We start from the raw sequence: 17186 nt of genomic DNA on the forward strand, positions 1-17186 counted from the left end.
CGTCGGGACTGAAGTCCCTCCCACCGTGCACCCAGCCAGCGTAGCGCGCGTTCCGTCACGCGTGGTTCCGCAGCGCCGTGGGCCATCCGCCGAGATGGATGTGCACACGTGACGCCCGCCTGACGTCGCTCCCACAGGGATGCGCTGGGCATCCTTGTGGGAGGGACTTCAGTCCCGACGACGCAGGGTGTCAGTCGGGTTTCGGTGCCGCTTGTCGCGGCTGTAAGACAGTTGACGCCTGCGCCGGTCTCCGCGCGGCACGCGCCCTACTCCGGCACGTACGGCGAGGCCAGCACCTGCGGGCGGCGGCCGAGGCCGGCGCCGAGCCGGTCGAGCACGAAACGCACGTAGAGGTTGGTGCTGAACTGGGTGTAGTCGCGGGCGTTGTTGAACAGCAGGCGTCCACCCAGGAACAGCTGCGGGGCGATCTGCCATTCGGCCGCGCCGGCGATGTTGTACGACATGCCGGTCTTGCTCTGCCCGGCATACACCGGTGCGACGTAGCGGTCGGTCAGCCCCAGCAGCGCGGCCAGCGAGGCGGCGTCGTAGGCGGCCTGCTGCATCTGCGCGCTGGTCGGGAAGTACGGGCTGTCGTCGCTGCGGAAATGCTGCACGCCGACGCTGGCGTCCACGCTCCAGTTGACCGTGCGCCCGGCGGTGCGGCCGCTCCAGTGCACCGGGAAGCCCAGGTCCACGTAGTCCTGCGGGCTGAAATAGCCGCCCTGGCCGTAGGTGTAGCCGCCCAAGTTCTTGTCGTACTGCATCGCGGTCAGGTTGAGGCCGGCGGTCAGCGACTGGTTCTCGGTGTCCAGCGCGTGCACGTACACGCCCAGGTCGACCTGGCGGTGGTCGTTGCTGGCGACATTGCGGCCGACCAGGCGGTCGGCACTGACGCTGGCGTAGCCGCCGAGCAGGCCGTTGTCGAGGGTGGCCGACAGGCGCAGGCCGTTGCTGGTCACGCCGCCCCAGCCAAGTCCGGCGCGGCCGTCGTCGACGCCGCCGAAGGACAGCAGGCTGTCGCTGACCGCGCGGCGGAACACCTGGCCGGAATAGGTGAGGTTGTCGCCGGCCTGGCCGCGGTAACCGACGCCACCGACGATGCGGCGCTCGGGGAAGCCGACCGGGGTGCTGCCCAGGTCGGCGCTGAAGCCGCCGTTCTTGTAGGTCACCGCCATGCCGACGCCGCGCGCGTCCTGGTCCATGCGCCGCGCGCCGTTGCCGTTGGCGGCCATGGTGTACAGCGCCTGGCTGAAGCCGGCCGGGGTCAGCGCCGCGGCGGTGGGGTTGGCGGCGAGGTTGCGGAAGCGGGCGATGTCGGCGGCGCTGAGGTCGGCGCTGCGCGAGGCGTCGCCGAGGATGGCGCTGGCCAGCGTGCCGATCGCGGTGTCGGCGGCGGTGTTGCCGAGCAGGAACGCCGACAGCGGCTCGGCGTACAGCGCCTGCAGCGCTGCCGCCTGGCGCTGTGCGTTGGTCAGCGCCGGGTCGGTGTCGTTGAACAGCTTGTTGTACAGCCCGGTGTTGACCGCGTAGGTGCGCAGCGCGTTGCGGGTGGCATTGCTGTTGCCTTCGGTGAGCAGCAGTTGGTACAGGTCGCTGCCGACCAGGCTGTCGATCGGCGTGCGGTCGGCGGCCAGGGCATCGCCCATCGCCGCGGCCGGGCCGGCGCCGAAACGGCTGGCGGTGGCGTAGCCGGTGCCGAGCGTGCCGGCGTCGAGCAGGGTCGGGGTGACGTCGACCTGCAGCTTGCCCTCGCCCACCGCGAACTCGCCGTGCAGCGGCACTTCCAGATCGCGCAGCCGGCCGAGGCCGGCCTCGCCGTCGCGGGCGCGGTAGCTGGCGCCGGTAGCGAGGCTGTCGCTGTTCTCGGCCTGCACCTCGCGCAGTTCGTCGAGCACGGTTGAACCGCCGCCGGCGCTGGCCGGCGCGGCCGGCTGGCGCAGGGACGCACGCGGCGCCGCGGCCAGCAGCCCGTCGTCGGGCAGGTCGCGCGGCACGCTGCGGGCGGTGCTGCGCTGCCCGGGCACCGGCAACGCGGCCAGGGCCACGCCGACGGCGCTGGCGCTGGCCGGCGGCGGCAGGTCGTCGCCGGCGGCCACGGCCGGCGCGGACGCCGGCAGCGCGGACGCTGCGTAGGCCGGGGCCGGCACGCCGCCGCCGAGGCGGTCGGACACCACCGCGGCGCTGCGCGGCATGCGTCCGTTCATGCCGGCGAACGGATTGAGCGGGCGCCCGGCAGCGGCGTAGGACGCCGGGCCGTTGGCGGCCGGCAGGCCGTTGTCGTACTGGCCCGCCTCGCGCGCCTGCGCCGCCAGTGCGGCGCGGAAGTAGCTCTCGGCCTTGCGGTTCTTGCCGGCGCTGCGGTACACGCGGCCGGCGGCGCCAAGCACCTGCGGCGAATCCGGCGCCTGCGCCAGCGCGCGCTGCAGGTAGTCCTCGGCGCTGTGCAGGTCGCGCAGCGCGGCGGCGGTGTTGGCCGCGGCGATCAGCGTGTCCAGGTCGTTGGGCGACTGCTGCAGTTGCTGCTGATACAGCACCAGCGCCTGGCGCTGGTCGCCGGCGGCGGCGTACAGCCGCGCCAGCGCGGCCACCGCCTGCGGATCCTGGTTCTGCTGCGCCAGCAGCGGCGCCAGCGCGTCGTAGGCGGCTTCGAGGTTGCCGAGTTCGCGCAGGGCATCGACCTGGCGCAGCACGTAGCCGCTGCGCAGCGCCTGGTAGCGGCGCTGCTGCTCGGCGCTCATCTCGCTGTCGCGCAGCTGGCGCAGGGTCGCCGCCAGTTCCGCGTCCTGGTGCGCGCGCAGCAGCACGCCGGCGTATTGCAGGCGCGCCTCGGTGGAGGGGTTCTGCGCGACCAGGCGCTGCGCCAGGGTCAGCGCGCGCTGGTTGCTGCCGATGTCGGCATAGGCGCCGGCCATCGCCGCCAGCAGCGCCGGCTGTTCCAGCGCGTCGCCCAGCGCGGCCTCGGTGCGGCCCAGCAGCAACTGCGCTTCGCCACCGCGGCCCTGCTGCTGCAGCAGGCGCGCCGTGGCCGCCTGCTGTTCGACCCAGGCGGTGTTGCGCAGCGCGCTCATCTCGGCGGTGCGGGCATTGGCCGGAATGCGTTCCAGGCTGGCGTAGGCGCTGGCCCAGTCGCCGCGTTCCTGCGCCAGCAGCGCATTGGCGTACAGCGCCTCGGGCATGTCGCCGTGCACTGCGAGCAGGCCGTCCATGACGCTGCGCGCCTGGTCCGGACGCCCGGCCTGCTGGTACAGGCGCGCCAGGTCCAGCCGCACCCACGGATCGCCCGGGTTGTCGACCATCGCCTTTTCCAGCTCGCTCTGCGCGGTGACGGTGTCGCCGGCCTCCAGCGCCTGCTGCGCGCGGGCGCGCTGCAGGTTGGCTTTCAGCGCGGACTCGCCGCCGGCCTGCTGGCGCTGCGCCGGGCTGAGCCTGGCGAACAGCGCATTGGCCTCGTTGGCGCGGCCCTGGCGGCTGTACAGGGCGATCAGGCCCTGCAGCGCGCCGGCATCGTCGGCATGCAGGCGCAGCGCCTCGCGGTAGCTCTTTTCGGCGGCGGCGGCATCGCTGGCCGACTGCAGGTCGCCCAGCAACGCGTAGCCGGCGGCCTCCTCGGGCTTGAGCTTGACCGCCTGCTGGACCAGGCGCAGCGCGGCGTCGGTGTCGCCGCGGGTGCGCGCGGCCTGCGCCTGCTGCAGCTGCAGCCAGTAGCGCGCGCTGTCCAGCGCGCTGCGCCACTTGCCGTTGGCGGCCGCGGCCGGGCGCAGCAGTTCCTGCGCTTCGCCGAAGCGCTGCTGGCGCAGCCGCACCGAGCCCAGGCCACCCAGCGCCTCGGCATCGCGCGGACGCGCGCGCAGCACCTGCGCGAAGCGCTGTTCGGCCAGCGCCAGGTTGCCGGCGTTGAGCGCCTTGAAGCCTTCGCCCAACTGTTCGCCGGCCGGATCGCCGCCTTGCGCGCGGCGCTCCTGCAGTTGCGCGGCCTTCTTGGCGATCTCGGCATCGTTCGGATTGGCGGCCAGGAACGCCTGGTACAGCGGCGCATCGGCGGGGCCGGCATTGAGCCACAGCAGCGCCTGGCGCCAGCCGGCACGCGCGGGACCGGCGACATCGGCGCGCTTGCTCAGCGCGGCGAGCTGGGCGATGCCCTCGCGCCGCGACGGTTCCCGGTAGGTCTGCACCTGCGCCAGCGCCAGCGCCGCGGCGGTGTTGTCCGGCTGCGCGGCAGCCAGGCGGCGCAGGCCGTCGCGTGCGCCGTCCCAGCCCTGCGGGGTGCCGGCCAGCGCCTGGTAGTACTCCAGCGCCAGCGAGTCCGGCGGGCCCTTGCCGTCGAACAGCGCCTGGTAGGCACGCACCGCGTCCACGTAGCGGCCGGCGGCGGCGGCGCGGCGTGCGTTGCGCAGGTCGATGTTATCGCCGGTGCCGCCGATCGACATGGCCAGGCGCTGGGTCTGCGGCGCCTGCGGATGCGCCTTCTGCAGCTGCGCCAGGCGCTTGCGCGCGTCGGTCTGGCGACCCTGCGCCAGATCGATCTGGGCCAGGCCGAGCAGGGCGTCGGGCTGGTTCGGGTCGACCCGCAGCAGCTTGCGCCAGGCATCGGCGGCGAGATCGTCGCGGCCCTGGTCGTGCCAGTAGTTGCCCTGGCTGACCAGTTGCTGGGTGGCGTCGGCGTTCTGCGCGTGCGCGCTGCCGGCGAGCAGGCACAGGTCGATCATGCCGGCCAGGTACAGGGGTTTGAGGTTCATGCGGAGCATTGGGTTCTCCAGGCGGGCTGCAGCGCGCCGTCTGCGGAAAAGCGGTAGCGGTTGTCGAGCCAGGCGCGTCCGAACAGGATCAGCACCCGGTCGTAGTAGGGAAGCCGTGCCGCGGCGGCGTCGCCGGGCGCGGGAATGCGTTGCGCCTGCGCCTTGAGCAGCGCCGGTTCGCGCAGCGCGCTCAGGTACGGCAGCAGGGCCGCGGCGAAGCCGGGCGGCGCCTGGCCGCTGCCGACGCCCTGGCGGCTGTCGATCTTCTCGTCGAGACGGCCCTGCGCGCGCAGTTGCTGCAGCGGGCCGGACAGGTCGTCGAGCAGCGCCTTGCGCAGCGGATCGGCGGCATCGAGCATGCCGGCCCACAGGTACACGCGGATGGCGTCGTAGCTGCCGATCGCGCCCTTGTCGGGGTCGACACCGAACGCGCGGCCGTCCCAGGCGGTCCAGTCCGGCGCGAAGCCGACCGGCGCGCTGTCGCGCAGCATCCGTGCGCTGCGCGTGGCCAGGCCGGCCCACGGTCCCTTCGGATCGACCGCGGCGAAGCGCCGCAGCAACTGCAGCGGCAGGTAACTGGGGTTGAGCGTCCAGCGTTGCGGCCTGACGAACCCCTTGGCCGCCGGCAGCAGCATGCTGCCGAACCCGGGCAGCTCGGCCAGCTCGGTGCGTCGCACCAGCGCCAGCATCTGCAGACCGGCCTGGGTGTAGCCGGGCCGTTGCCACAGGCGCCCGGCCTCGAGCAGCACGTAGGCGATCCACAGGTCGGCGTCGCTGGCGCTGTTGCCATCGAGCACGCGCCAGCTGCCGTCGCTGGCGCGGCCCCACAGCCAGGCCGGCAGCACCTGCTGCGGGCGGCCGCCGCACAGGTTGTGCCGGGTCCAGCCGAGCACGCGCTCGAACAGCACTTGGTCGTTGGCCACCAGCGCGAAGAACAGCGCGTAGGACTGGCCTTCGGAGGTGCTGCGCTGGTCGGCGTGCTGGAAATCGATCACCCGCCCGCTGGCATCGAGGTGCTTGCCGACGAACGCGATCCACTCGCGCCACGGCGCGCAGGCCGGCGCCGCCGCCAGCGCGGCGCGCGCCGGCGGCAGCAGCGTCGCCGCACCGGCGGCGAGCAGGCCGCCGAGCAGGCGTCGGCGTTGGCCGGTGTGTCCGTTCACTGCCCTGCCTGCAGCCGCGCCGCCGAATGCCGGCGCAGCACCACGCGCGCGGCCAGCGCCAGCAACACGCTCAGCAGCACCACCGCCAGGCCCAGCAACAGCGGGTGCTGCGAGAAGTACCAGCGCGCCCAGGTCGGCAGCGGCAGGTGACCGACATAGTAGGTCTGGTTGCCGGCCAGGCTGCGCACCTTGCCCTTCTGCAGCAGCACCACGCTGCCCTGGAAGTCCTTCAGCGTGGCCGGCTCGAGCCAGGCGTCGAAGAAGTCCTCGACGCTGGCCGGGTCCTCGGCCAGCAGCGCGACCACGCTGCGCCCGGCCTTCAGCGGCGACTGGAAGCCCATCAGCACCACGTCGCCGGGTGCCGGCTTCACCGCCACCTCGGCGGTGGTCGGCAGGTCGGTGCGGCGCGCATCGAACGACAGGAAGCCGGGCAGCTTGTCCAGCACCCAGTCGCTCATCGCAAAGCGCCGCCCGCTGGCGCCGTCGCCGATCGGCAGCGCCGCGCTCCAGCGCTGGAACAGCGGTTGCGAGCGCAGGCTGCCGAACACCAGCAGGTCGCTGTCGGCGTGCTTGTCGACCTCGGCGGCGTGGATCAGGGTCACCCGCAGCGCCGGGTAGCCGGTGGACGCGCCGAGCCGGCCGAGCAGGGTCAGCAGGTTGGCCATGTCCTGGTCGCCGATCTCGTTCGGCACCACCACGGTGGACTCGGACAGGTCGGCCAGGCGCGTGAACGGGAAGCCGGCATTGCCGAACGCGGCCAGGTTCGGCATCGCCATGTAGTGATGGAACGAGCGCAGGTCCACGCTGGAATCAGCGTCGATCGCGCCGGACACGTCGGGGAAGGTGTTCTTGCACGCCTCCGCCTGCGGGCGGTCGAAGAAGAAGTGGAAACGCAGCTGGCTGTTGGCCGAGAACGGCCCGGTCGGCAGCAGCAGTTTCTGCTCCACCGGCATCGCCCCCTTGGGCGAGAGTTCGTGCCACCAGCGCAGCGGCAGCGACTCGGCATAGGCGTGGCCGTTGAGCGGCAGCGTGGTGACGAAGGCATCGTTGATGCTGACGTTGAGCGCCGACTTGTTCTGCGTCTCCGGCACCGTGTAGCGATAACGCAGGTTGACCGGGATGCCGTCGCGCTGCCACACGAACAGATCCGGCGGCAGTTGCAGGCCGACCCGGATCAGGTCGGGGTGGTAGCCGCTGACGTTCAACTGCGAGGTCTGCGCGACCAGATCGCCGAAGCGCACCGGCTTGTCGCCGGAGATCCAGTTGGGCGCGTCGTAGGGCTTGCGCGGCTGCGCCGGCTTGAGTTCGCCGATGCGCGCCACCGGGCCGTTGAACGGCGTGCCCAGGCTCAGCGCGGTGGCGGCCTGCTGCAGGTCGTTGTCGTTGCGGCCCAGCACCAGCAGCAGCTTGCCGGTGGCATCGCGCGGATTGGTGATCATCGCCAGGGTCGGGCCGGCGATCTCGGTCAGGCCGGCCTGGGTCGCGGCCAGCTCCGCCGGCAGCGTCGCGGCGGTGGCGAACAGCACCGCGTTGCCGGTGGCCGGCACGTCGCCGATGACCACGCCGAACGACGCGCCGCGGTAGCCGGCCTGCGCGCCGAACCAGGAGGCGACGATGCCGGCGCTGCGCAGCGTGGCCAGGTCCGGGCGCTGCGGGAACACGAACGGCAGTTCCAGGCGGCGCGTATCGCGCTTGTCGTAGAACGGCACCGGCAGCAGCGCCAGGTCGTTGCGCAGCACCAGCGGGGTGGCGGTCAGCGACAGCCGCGTGGACGGATCGATGTTGGCCCACAGGCTGGTGTGGTCCGGATCCTCGCAATCGCGGGTGTAGTGGCCGATCAGTTGCAGGTTGAGCCGGTTGTAGTCGCTGATCAGGCGCGGATCGATCGGCACGTCGCTCTGCTGCAGCTTGCCGGCGTTCTCGCGGCTGACCGGCAGGGTCGCCACGGTGACGCCGTTGACGCTGACCTTCAGGTGCGACAGGTCCGGCAGCAGCGCCGGCGAGTAGCTGTAGACCAGATGCAGGTTCGCCGCCTGCACCACTTCGTCGGTGCGGGTGCTGAAGGCGATACCGGCGCTGCCCTGGATGCCGCGCAGGGTCATCTCGTAGTCCACACCCAGTTGCTTGAGCGTGGCCGAGCGCTCGCGTTCGGCCGGAGACGGCAGCGGCGTGGCGGTCGCGGCGGCGGCCGGCGCCTGCGCGGTGGCGGGAAGGGTCGGCTCCTGGGCCAGGGCGAGGCCGGACAGGACCGTGAGACAGCATGCAGCCAGGGCGGGTAGACGCATCGACGGCGACCGGAAAGAAGGGAAAGAAAGGAAGGAACGCAGCACAGCGGGACGGCGGATCACGGTGCAGCCTCCTCGCCGGCGGTGCGGCCGCGCCAGCCGCTGCGCGCACTGCTGGCGACGTGCTGGCCGAGGCGCCTGAAGCCGCGCATGCTGGCCGCGAACACGCGGCCCAGCGACACCCAGAAGCGGTCGCGGTCGTGACGGCCCCACTGCGACACCCAGATGTCGGCACGGGCGAAGGTGCAGGCCACCAGCCAGCGCTCCTGCTCGATCGACATCGGCCGGAACTGGATGCTGATCTCGCCGTCGCGGTCGTGGCGCACCATCGCCGGCAGACGCTTGGAGCTGCCGCGCTGCGGCAGCGCGATCTCCACCGGCAGGTCCGGCTCCACCGGCACCGGCTCGAGCAGACGCAGCGCCATGCCGCCGGTGGAGAAGTTGACCGTGCGGCAGGCCAGTTCGCGGCCATCGGCCAGGTGCAGAGTGGCCGGGATATCCAGCGGCACGCGGTGCGAGCGGCGCACCTGGCGCATCTCGCTGGCGGTGGCGATGGTGGCGCCGAGCAACAGCACGTTGTACGCGGTCCAGGCCAGGTTGAACCAGATCGTCTGCGCCTCGCCACCGGGCTGCACGCTGAGCAGGCGCATCACGCCCGCAGCCAGGCCGGCCAGGTTCAGCACCAGCAGGAACAGGTAGGGCTTGGCGATCTGCCCGTCGAAGTAGCTGCGCGGCACCAGGCCACCCTTGGGGGTGACGTTGAACTTGCCGAGCTTGGGATTGAGCAGCGCCACCAGCGTCGGGCGCAGGATGTACCAGGCCAGGGTGGTCTCGTAGACCTCGTTCCACAGCAGGTGGCGGAACTTGCCCTGGGTGCGCAGGTTGGTCAGGTTGGCCTGCAGGATGTGCGGCAGCGCATAGGCCAGGATCATCAGCGCCGAGGCATGGATCACGTGCGCGCCGAAGAACAGGAACGCCAGCGGCGCGGTGAGGTAGACGATGCGCGGCAGCCCGTAGAAGAAGTGCAACATCGCGTTGGCGTAACACAGGCGCTGCGACAGGCGCAGACCCTTGCCCAGCAGCGGGTTGTCCAGCCGCGCGATCTGCGCCATGCCGCGCGCCCAGCGGATGCGCTGGGCGACGTGGCCGGACAGGCTCTCGGTGGCCAGGCCGGCGGCCTGCGGCACCGCGATGTAGGCGCTGCGGTAGCCGCGGCGGTGCAGCTTCAGCGCGGTGTGCGCGTCCTCGGTGACGGTCTCCACCGCCACCCCGCCCACTTCCTCCAGCGGCTTGCGCTTGATCACCGTGCACGAGCCGCAGAAGAAGGTGGCGTCCCACTGGTCGTTGCCGTCCTGCAGCAGACCGTAGAACAGCTCGCCCTCGTTGGGCACCTTGCCGTGGTTGCCGAGATTGCGTTCGAACGGATCGGCGGAGAAGAAGTAGTGCGGCATCTGCACCACCGCCAGCTTGGCGTCGCGCAGGAACCAGCCCATCGCCACCTGCAGGAACGAGCGCGTGGGGATGTGGTCGCAATCGAAGATCGCCACATACTCGCCGCTGGACTTCTTCAGCGCCGCGTTGATGTTGCCGGCCTTGGCGTGGAGGTTGTTGGTGCGGGTGACGTAGTGGATGCCGACCTGCGCGCAGAACGCGCGGAACTCCTCGCGGCGGCCGTCGTCGAGCAGGTAGATGTTGAGCTTGTCGGCCGGCCAGTCCATCACGCTGGCGGCGAGGATGGTCGAGCGCACCACCGACAGCGGTTCGTTGTAGGTGGGAATGAACAGGTCGACGCTGGGCCATTCGCGCTGGTCGGCCGGCAGCGGCAGCGGCCGCCGGTTCAGCGGCCACAGCACCTGGAAATAGCCCAGCGCCAGGATCACGAACGCGTACAGTTCGGCCAGCAGCAGGCCCAGGCCCAGGCTGAGGTCGACCGGGCTGCTCATGCCCACGGTCTGGGTCAGGCGCCACCAGATGTAGCGCGAGGACACCGCCAGCGACAGCGCCATCATCACCAGGATCGCCAGGCGGCTGCCGCTGCGCCGCAGCAGCATGGCCGCGGCGAACACCACCAGCGAGAACAGCAGTTGCTGCGGCACATCCATCGGGATGGCGACGACGAAAACCAGCAACACGGCACCCAGCAGCCACAGCGACCAGTTGGCCAGGACATGCAGCGGGCGCGCGGCACGCGACGCGGAGGCAGCGCTCATCGGCGATTCCTAACAAGGGGAGGAGGTCGGCGCGCGGTCTTCCCCACCGCGCGGCGACGGCAAACAGGTGCGGCGCCCGCAGGCGCCGCATGGCATCAACGATTCAAGAAGCGCTTGAGCGGACCGCCCGGCGCCGGCACCGCGGCCTCGCGGCCGACCTCGAGCAGGCGCTGGAACAGCTGCTGCAACGGCGTGCCGGTCGCGGTGCCGATGACGGCGGCCGACACAGGCGCCGCCGGTGCGGCGGGCGCCACCGGCAATGGTGCAGCCGGCCTGGGCTCGACCGCGGCGCGTACCACCGACAGCACCGGCGCCGGTGCGGGCGCCGCCGGCGGCGGCGCGGCGGCGGCCGGCTCCGCGGCGCTGAGCCGGTCGGCGGAAAAATCCTGGTAGGCGGTCGCGCCACTGCTGCCGAGCTTGGCGAACAGGCTGGAGACGTCGTCGCCGGTTTCGGCACCCGTTTGCTTGGACTTCTTGGACATGACGCCCCTCATGACGATCTGAAAATAGTCGGTCGCTACAGCCGCGCTCAGCCGGCCCTGGCCAGCACGAAGCGGCGCAGGTCTTCGTGTCCGGACGACAACGCACGCACGCCCAGGCCGGCCGACATCCCCACCTGCATGAACCATGCCTGATACACCCCTTCCAGGAAGCCGTCGGCACCGCCGGCCTGCCCGGCCAGGCCGATGTGCAGCGGCGAGCCGGCGTGCAGCAGCTCGACGCGGTCGGCGTGCTCCTCGAAGCGCGCATAGCCCCACTCAAGCTGGTCCCAAACGCGGTTCACCGCGTCCTCCAGCTCCTGCAGGGTGGTGCAGGCGCCGACCGGGTGTTCGGCGGCGAAGCGGCGGCCGATGCGCGCCATCAGCAGGGCCAGGTCCTCGGCGCCCAGCTCCGCGGCGAACTCCTCGGCGAGCGCGCGCAGAAAGCCGCGCCACTGCCGCGAACAGGCATGGGTGCGGTAATGGGTCTGCAACGCGTGAGCGCTCATCGAGGAAGTCTCTGGGCAGGGACGGAACGACAACGGCGTAGCGGGTGTGGCGCCCCGGGCCGACCGTTGCCGGCCGTCACTATTGCGACACAGTTCTCACTTTGAAGCGCAGTGTATCTCACTCTTTCTTCACCGCAAAGCCCTGATGCGCTGAACTGCGACCCCTGCCCGCCCACTCCGGGACCGGCGCTGGGTCGGCACCGGCAGGGCCGCCCAGGCTCAGTGCCGTTCCTCGGCCGGCACCTGGAACACCTGCCGCAGGTAGGCCAGATAGGCCGGATCGTCGCACAGGGTCTTGCCGGGCGAGTCGCTGAGCTTGGCCACCGGCTGGCCGTTGCAGCGGACCATCTTGATCACGATCTGCAGCGGCACCAGGCCCAGATCGTTGGTCAGGTGCGTGCCGACGCCGAACGCCAGCATGCAGCGATCGCGGAAATGCGCGTACAGCCGCATCACCTTGTCGATGTCCAGGCCATCGCTGAACACCAGGATCTTGCTGCGCGGATCCACCCGATGCCGCTGCAGATGCGCCAGCACCCGCTCGCCCCATTCGAACGGATCGCCGGAATCGTGGCGCATGCCGTCGAACAGCTTGCAGAAGTACAGGTCGAAATCACGCAGGAACGCATCCAGGCCGACCACGTCCGACAGCGCGATGCCGAGATCGCCACGGTACTCGCGCGCCCACGATTCCAGCGCCGCCGCCTGCGAATCGCGTAGCCGCGGCCCCAACGCCTGGAACGCCTGCAGGTATTCGTGCGCCATCGTGCCCAACGGGGTCAGGCCGTAGCGGCGGGCGAAGTACACGTTGCTGGTGCCGACGAACTGCTTGCCGAGGGTCTGCTGCAGCACCGGCAGCAGTTCGCCATGCCAGGCGCGCGAATAGCGGCGGCGGGTGCCGTAGTCGGCGATGGCGCAGTTGTCGTAGCCCGGGGTATCGCGCAGCAGCGCGATCTTGGCCTGCAGGCGGCGCAGGCCTTCGGCATGGTCGGCGCCGCCGGCGTTGCGGAACCACACCTCGTTGACGATCGCCAGCAGCGGCACCTCGAACAGGATGGTGTGCAGCCACGGCCCACGGATATGCAGCTCGATCTCTCCGGGCACGCTGGCCGAGGCCTGCAGTTGCAGGTACTTGCGGTCCAGGTGGAACAGCACCAGGAAATCGACGAAGTCCGGCTTGATGAAGCGCATCGCGCGCAGGTAGTCCAGCTCGTCCTCGCGGAAGCGCAGCGCACACAGCGCGTCGATCTCTTCGGAGATCTGCGGCAGGTACTGCGCCAGGTCGATGCCCGGGGTGCGGCACTTGAAACGGTATTCCACCTGCGCGCCGGGATGCTGATGCAGCACCGCCTGCATCATGGTGAACTTGTAGAGGTCGGTGTCCAACAACGAGTCGATGATCATCCGCCGATTATGCGCTCAGTGCGTTGCGGCCCCGTGGTGGCCAATCGCAGGCGTCGCGATACACACGCGCAACTCACCGCTTCAGCACCGCCTGCGCCGGCTTGTGCTGCACGGTGAAATCGCTGTCGCGCGCGCCGCCGGCGTCCGGATCGGTGTACCAGCACCACAGCGCGATGCCGGCGATGCGCGGCTGCGCGTCGAGCACGTCGCGCCACTCGCGCAGCACCTGCGCCTGCAACGCGGTGTCGACCTCGGCCGTGCGTTGCTCCGGGCTTTCCCAGGGCGCCGCCAGGCTGCCGTGCGCCGAGCGCAGGCCCAGCTCGGCCACCCACACCGGGCGGCCGCTGCGCTCGCCCAATGCCTGCACCCGCGCGGCCGCCGCGCGCATCTGCGCGCGCCGCTGCTCCGGCGCGGCGGCCAGCGCCGGATACAGGCTGGTGCCGACGAAATCGAAACGGTCCCAGTAGCCGAAGCGCTCGGCCTGCTCCAGGCCGTCGGCGACGTAGCCGATCGGGCCGCGGTAGACCTGGCGCACCGCCGCCAGCAGCGCCGGCCACTGCGGCGCATCCTGCAGCTGACGCAGCTCGGTGCCGACGATCAGCGCGCTGGCGCGCTCGTCGGCGGCGACCTGGGCCAGTTGCAGCAATGCACGCCGGTAGGCGGCGAACCAGGCGTCGCGATCGGCCGGTGCGGCCTCGCCGGCCCAGTGCCCGGGAATCCACAGGTGCACCTTCAGCACCGGCTGCAGGCCGGCGGCGCGCATCTGCCGCAATCCGACGCGGACCAGCGCCGGGCTGCTGTCGCTGCCCAGCACCGGGGTCGAAGACTGCGGCGCCGCCTGCCAGACGAAGGCGACCAACAGCGCACGCGAAGCGCCGGCCTCGGCCAGTTGCCGCAGCGACTGCTGCGCGGCGGCGCTACCCCACGGCGCCTGCGGCGACACCTTGACGTTGGCGCCCATCCAAGGCGGCGGCGCGGCACTGCAGCCGCCGGCGCTCAGCGCCAGCAGCAGTGCGGTCAGCAGTCTCACGGCGATCGGCGCCATACCCGGTAGATGCCCTGGTGGTAGACCAGACTGTAGCCCGGCAAGCCCTGCTGCCACAGCTGCGGGAAGCGTCGGTTGAGGCTGTCCAGGGCGCCGGCCTGGCTGGCCGGGTCGCTGACCACCACTTGCGCCGGCATCTGCCGCGGATCGACCAGCGCCTGCTTGAAGCGCGGGTCGAACGGCAGGATCAGTTGTTTGGCGTCGCCGCGCGCGACGATCACCGGATAGCTGGCGCGGTCGTCGAGCAGGGTCGGCAGCCGCGCCTCGGCCAGCCACGCGCCCAGGTGCGCAGCGTCGGCATGGCGTGGCGGCGCCGGTGCCTGCAGCGCGGCGATCCAGTCGCGGGTGGTGGAGGTGGCGGTGCGGGCGATCACCCAGCCGCTGGACACCGCGCCGGCCAGCAGCAGCGCCAGGCCCAGCCAGCGCAGGTTGCGGCGCAGGTCGCCCAGCACCAGCGCCGCCGGCACCAGCAGCAGGGCGAGGAAGTCCAGCGGCTGCGCCGTGAAACGCGCCCAGGTGGCCAGCGTACCGGCACCGATCACGGTGGCGGCGGCGGCCAGCACGCTGCGCCAGGTGTCGCTGTCGCGGGTGTGGCGCAGCAACAGCAACAGCGGCGCGCTGACCACCCCGGCCAGCAGCAACCACAGCGGCGGCCACCACAGCTGCGCCGCGGCCTGCTGCAGCCACGGCTGCAGCGCCGCCTGCGCCGAGATGCCGCGGAAGGCGGACGTGGCGTCGCGCACGAACAGCAGCGGGTCGCCGAAGAACATGTAGTTGAGGTACATCCATGCCCCCACCGCGAACAGGAACGGCAGGTAGCACACCAGGTAGAACGCCAGCGGCGCCTGCCGCATCAGCCGCGGCGGCGCGATCAGGAACAACCACGGCGCCAGCCCCACCGCCAGGAAGCAGGCACGCTCGTCGACGAAGAACAGCAGGCACAGGCTCGCGGCCAGGCGCAGGTAGGCGAAGGCTTCCGGATCGTCGCGGAAATGGCGCAGCGCGCGCGCGGCCACGTAGAACACCAGCAGGCCCAGGCCCTGGTTGTTGCCGGACAGGGTCGGCCACAGGAAGAACGGCTGGATCACCACACCCGCACTGAGCGCCCAGGCCCAGCCGCGGCCCAGGCCGGCGGCAATGTCGCGCCACAGCAGGGTCACCAGCGTCGCCCCGGCCAGCACGTCGACCAGGTACGGCAGCAGCGGCGTGGACAGGCCCGGCAGGCCGCCGAGCAGCACGCCCAGGTACAGCGAGGCCTGCGCGTACAGGAAGCCCAGGTACTCGATGCGGAAGCCGGCCGCGTCGCGCAACAGCAGCAGCTTGGCGTACTGCGCCATCGCGTCGTCGCTCATGTAGCCGTGCGCGAGCAGCCGGTGGCACAGCAGCGCCAGCAGCGCCGCGGTGAATACGAACACCGCGGTGCCGCGCGCGCGCGGCGGAGCGTCAGTCGTCGAGCGCGGCGCGGCGCTCTTCGGCCATGTGCTTGCTGATGCCATGGGTGGTCTTTTCCCAGTAGAACGGGTTGCGGATGAGCTGCCACAGGCCCTTGTAGGCGGCGATGGACTGCAGCAGCCAGTACAGCGGCACGGTCAGCGCGTAGGGCGCCAGGCGGAAGTAGTCGCGCTTGAACGCCGCCACCAGGGTCATGTAGATCAGGAAGCCATTACCGAGCAGCAGGTTGAGCAGGCTCAGGTACAGCAGCGCCGGCGGGAAGAACGGATCGAAGAACTTCGAGCCCACCGCCAGCCACAGCCCGTAGCTCAACCACATCAACGGCGCGGCCAGCGCGGTGAAGAAGGTGCCGCCGACGAACAGCTGGAAGCCCCAGAACCCGCGCACGCCGGTGGAGCGGTACAGCTGCACCGGGTCGCGCATGTGCACCAGCCAGGTCTGCATGTAGCCCTTGAGCCAGCGCGAGCGCTGCCGGATCCAGTTGGGGATGCTGACGTTGGCTTCCTCGAACGTGGTCGAGTTGACCACGCTGACCCGGTAGCCCTGCTGGGTCAGGCGCACGCCCAGGTCGGCGTCCTCGGTGACGTTGTACGGGTCCCAGGCGTGGACCTTGCGCAGGATGTCCAGGCGGAAGTGGTTGGAGGTGCCGCCGAGCGGAATCGGGATGCGCAGGGTCTCCAGCGCCGGCAGGTAGAAGTCGAACCACAACGTATATTCCAGCGTGAACATGCGCGTGAGCCAGTTCTCGTCGGCGTTGTAGTAGTTCAGCCGCGCCTGGATGCAGGCCACGTCGGCCGGCGACTTGCGGAACGCGGCGACCACGCGCTTGAGTTGGTCCGGCTCCGGCTTGTCCTCGGCGTCGTAGATCGTGAGCATCTGCCCGCGGGCGAAGCGCAGCGCGTAGTTGCAGGCCTTGGGCTTGGTCTTGGGCTGCGACGGCGGCACCCGGATGATCTCGAAGAACGCCTCCAGGCCCAGCGCCTTGGCCGCCTCGATGGTCTCGGTATCGTCGGCCTCCAGCACCAGCTTCACGTCCAGCTTGGACGTCGGGTAGTCGAGCCGGCGCAGCGCGTTGGCCAGGATCGGCAGCACGTCCGGCTCCTTGTACATCGGCACCAGCACCGTGTAGACCGGCAGGTCCTCGTCGCCGAGCGCGGCCACTTCCTCGTCGCTGACCTTGATGTCGATGCGGCGCCGCGCACCGCGCCAGGCCAGCACCAGCTTCAGCCCGAAGGTGGCCAGGAACGCCACCGCGATCAGCGTGTTGAGCGCGATCAGGGTGACCAGCGGCCACAGCGCCAGGGCCGCGGCCAGCACCACCGTGAGCGCCACCAGGAACACCGACTGCGCGCGGGTGATCACCTGCCGCGCCGAATGCTCGGGCGCATGTTCGGCCAGCAGGTTCAACGCATCGTGGGTGAGCTGCGCGTCGGCGTGCTGCTGCAGGCTCCAGACGATGTCGAACTTGGAGGTGCCGACGAAGCGCACCTGCTCGCCGTAGGTGGCGCGCGCCCAGGCGAAGATCTCCGGGCCGGGATCGGCCACCGCCAGCACCAGGTGGCCGTCCTCCTCGCGCCACGGCAGCACCAGGCGCTGCGCGTAGTCGGCCAGCCGCTCCGGCTGGAACAGCGCCGGGTCGATCGGCTGCTTGAGCAGGTTGGCGAAGTGCAGCCCGAAGTGCTGCGCCAGCACCGTGTAGAAGCGCAGCGGCGCGACCCCGCGCTGGGCCAGCACCACGTCGCCCAGCCGCGAGCGCCAGCGCGCCTGCAGCGACAGCGCGTTCTGCAGCTGCGGCGGGTCGATCACCCCTGCGGCGACCAGCGCCTCGCCGATCGGCGCCTGCAGACCGCCCTCGGTGGGCAGTCGTCCGAGCCGGCCGGGCACGCTCGCCTCGGCGGCGACG

Annotated in this window: 10 protein-coding genes; all 10 read right to left on the minus strand. The window is 71.2% G+C overall.

Annotation, left to right across the window (positions count from 1 at the left end):
• Positions 1-266: 266 nt before the first annotated feature.
• Positions 267-4745, minus strand: a complete 4479-nt coding sequence (locus SLW56_RS09400; RefSeq protein ID WP_320694752.1) for a cellulose synthase subunit BcsC-related outer membrane protein — start codon at positions 4743-4745, stop codon at positions 267-269.
• Entirely contained in the window at positions 4733-5899 is a 1167-nt protein-coding gene (gene bcsZ / locus SLW56_RS09405) for a cellulose synthase complex periplasmic endoglucanase BcsZ (protein WP_295909214.1), read from the minus strand. Before bcsZ ends, SLW56_RS09400 begins: the two co-directional genes overlap by 13 nt.
• Positions 5896-8184 carry a cellulose biosynthesis cyclic di-GMP-binding regulatory protein BcsB gene (bcsB, locus tag SLW56_RS09410; protein WP_320694753.1) on the minus strand — a complete coding sequence of 763 codons (2289 nt, stop codon included), beginning with the start codon at positions 8182-8184 and terminating at the stop codon, positions 5896-5898. The genes bcsZ and bcsB overlap by 4 nt, the downstream gene beginning before the upstream one ends.
• A gap of 59 nt (positions 8185-8243) precedes the next feature.
• The gene (gene bcsA / locus SLW56_RS09415; protein WP_148829900.1) at positions 8244-10394 is read right to left on the minus strand and encodes a UDP-forming cellulose synthase catalytic subunit; all 2151 of its coding nucleotides are present in this window, start codon (positions 10392-10394) and stop codon (positions 8244-8246) included.
• 95 nt (positions 10395-10489) lie between these two features.
• Entirely contained in the window at positions 10490-10876 is a 387-nt protein-coding gene (locus SLW56_RS09420) for a hypothetical protein (protein ID WP_152181962.1), read from the minus strand.
• Between the two features lie 47 nt (positions 10877-10923).
• Positions 10924-11382, minus strand: a complete 459-nt coding sequence (locus SLW56_RS09425; RefSeq protein WP_193312645.1) for a cellulose biosynthesis protein BcsD — start codon at positions 11380-11382, stop codon at positions 10924-10926.
• A 219-nt stretch (positions 11383-11601) separates the two neighbouring features.
• Positions 11602-12786 carry a nicotinate phosphoribosyltransferase gene (gene pncB / locus SLW56_RS09430; protein WP_267124878.1) on the minus strand — a complete coding sequence of 395 codons (1185 nt, stop codon included), beginning with the start codon at positions 12784-12786 and terminating at the stop codon, positions 11602-11604.
• 73 nt (positions 12787-12859) lie between these two features.
• Positions 12860-13822: a glycosidase-like protein gene (locus SLW56_RS09435; RefSeq protein WP_295926682.1), complete on the minus strand. Its 963-nt coding sequence runs from the start codon at positions 13820-13822 to the stop codon at positions 12860-12862.
• Complete coding sequence (locus tag SLW56_RS09440; RefSeq protein WP_320694754.1) at positions 13813-15246, minus strand: hypothetical protein; 1434 nt, start codon at positions 15244-15246, stop codon at positions 13813-13815. Before SLW56_RS09440 ends, SLW56_RS09435 begins: the two co-directional genes overlap by 10 nt.
• A gap of 28 nt (positions 15247-15274) precedes the next feature.
• Positions 15275-17167: a glycosyltransferase family 2 protein gene (locus SLW56_RS09445; RefSeq protein WP_226978589.1), complete on the minus strand. Its 1893-nt coding sequence runs from the start codon at positions 17165-17167 to the stop codon at positions 15275-15277.
• Between the last annotated feature and the right edge of the window lie 19 nt (positions 17168-17186).

Origin of the sequence: Xanthomonas sp. LF07-6 (assembly GCF_034105445.1) — a bacterium.
In the GTDB taxonomy this organism is placed as follows: domain Bacteria; phylum Pseudomonadota; class Gammaproteobacteria; order Xanthomonadales; family Xanthomonadaceae; genus Xanthomonas_A; species Xanthomonas_A sontii.

Bases quoted from the DNA above. Each gene is read 5' to 3' on its own strand.
- SLW56_RS09400 (WP_320694752.1), bottom strand. From the start codon at position 4,745: ATGCTCCGCATGAACCTCAAACCCCTGTACCTGGCCGGCATGATCGAC.
- bcsB (WP_320694753.1), bottom strand. From the start codon at position 8,184: ATGCGTCTACCCGCCCTGGCTGCATGCTGTCTCACGGTCCTGTCCGGC.
- bcsA (WP_148829900.1), bottom strand. From the start codon at position 10,394: ATGAGCGCTGCCTCCGCGTCGCGTGCCGCGCGCCCGCTGCATGTCCTG.
- SLW56_RS09420 (WP_152181962.1), bottom strand. From the start codon at position 10,876: ATGTCCAAGAAGTCCAAGCAAACGGGTGCCGAAACCGGCGACGACGTC.
- SLW56_RS09425 (WP_193312645.1), bottom strand. From the start codon at position 11,382: ATGAGCGCTCACGCGTTGCAGACCCATTACCGCACCCATGCCTGTTCG.
- pncB (WP_267124878.1), bottom strand. From the start codon at position 12,786: ATGATCATCGACTCGTTGTTGGACACCGACCTCTACAAGTTCACCATG.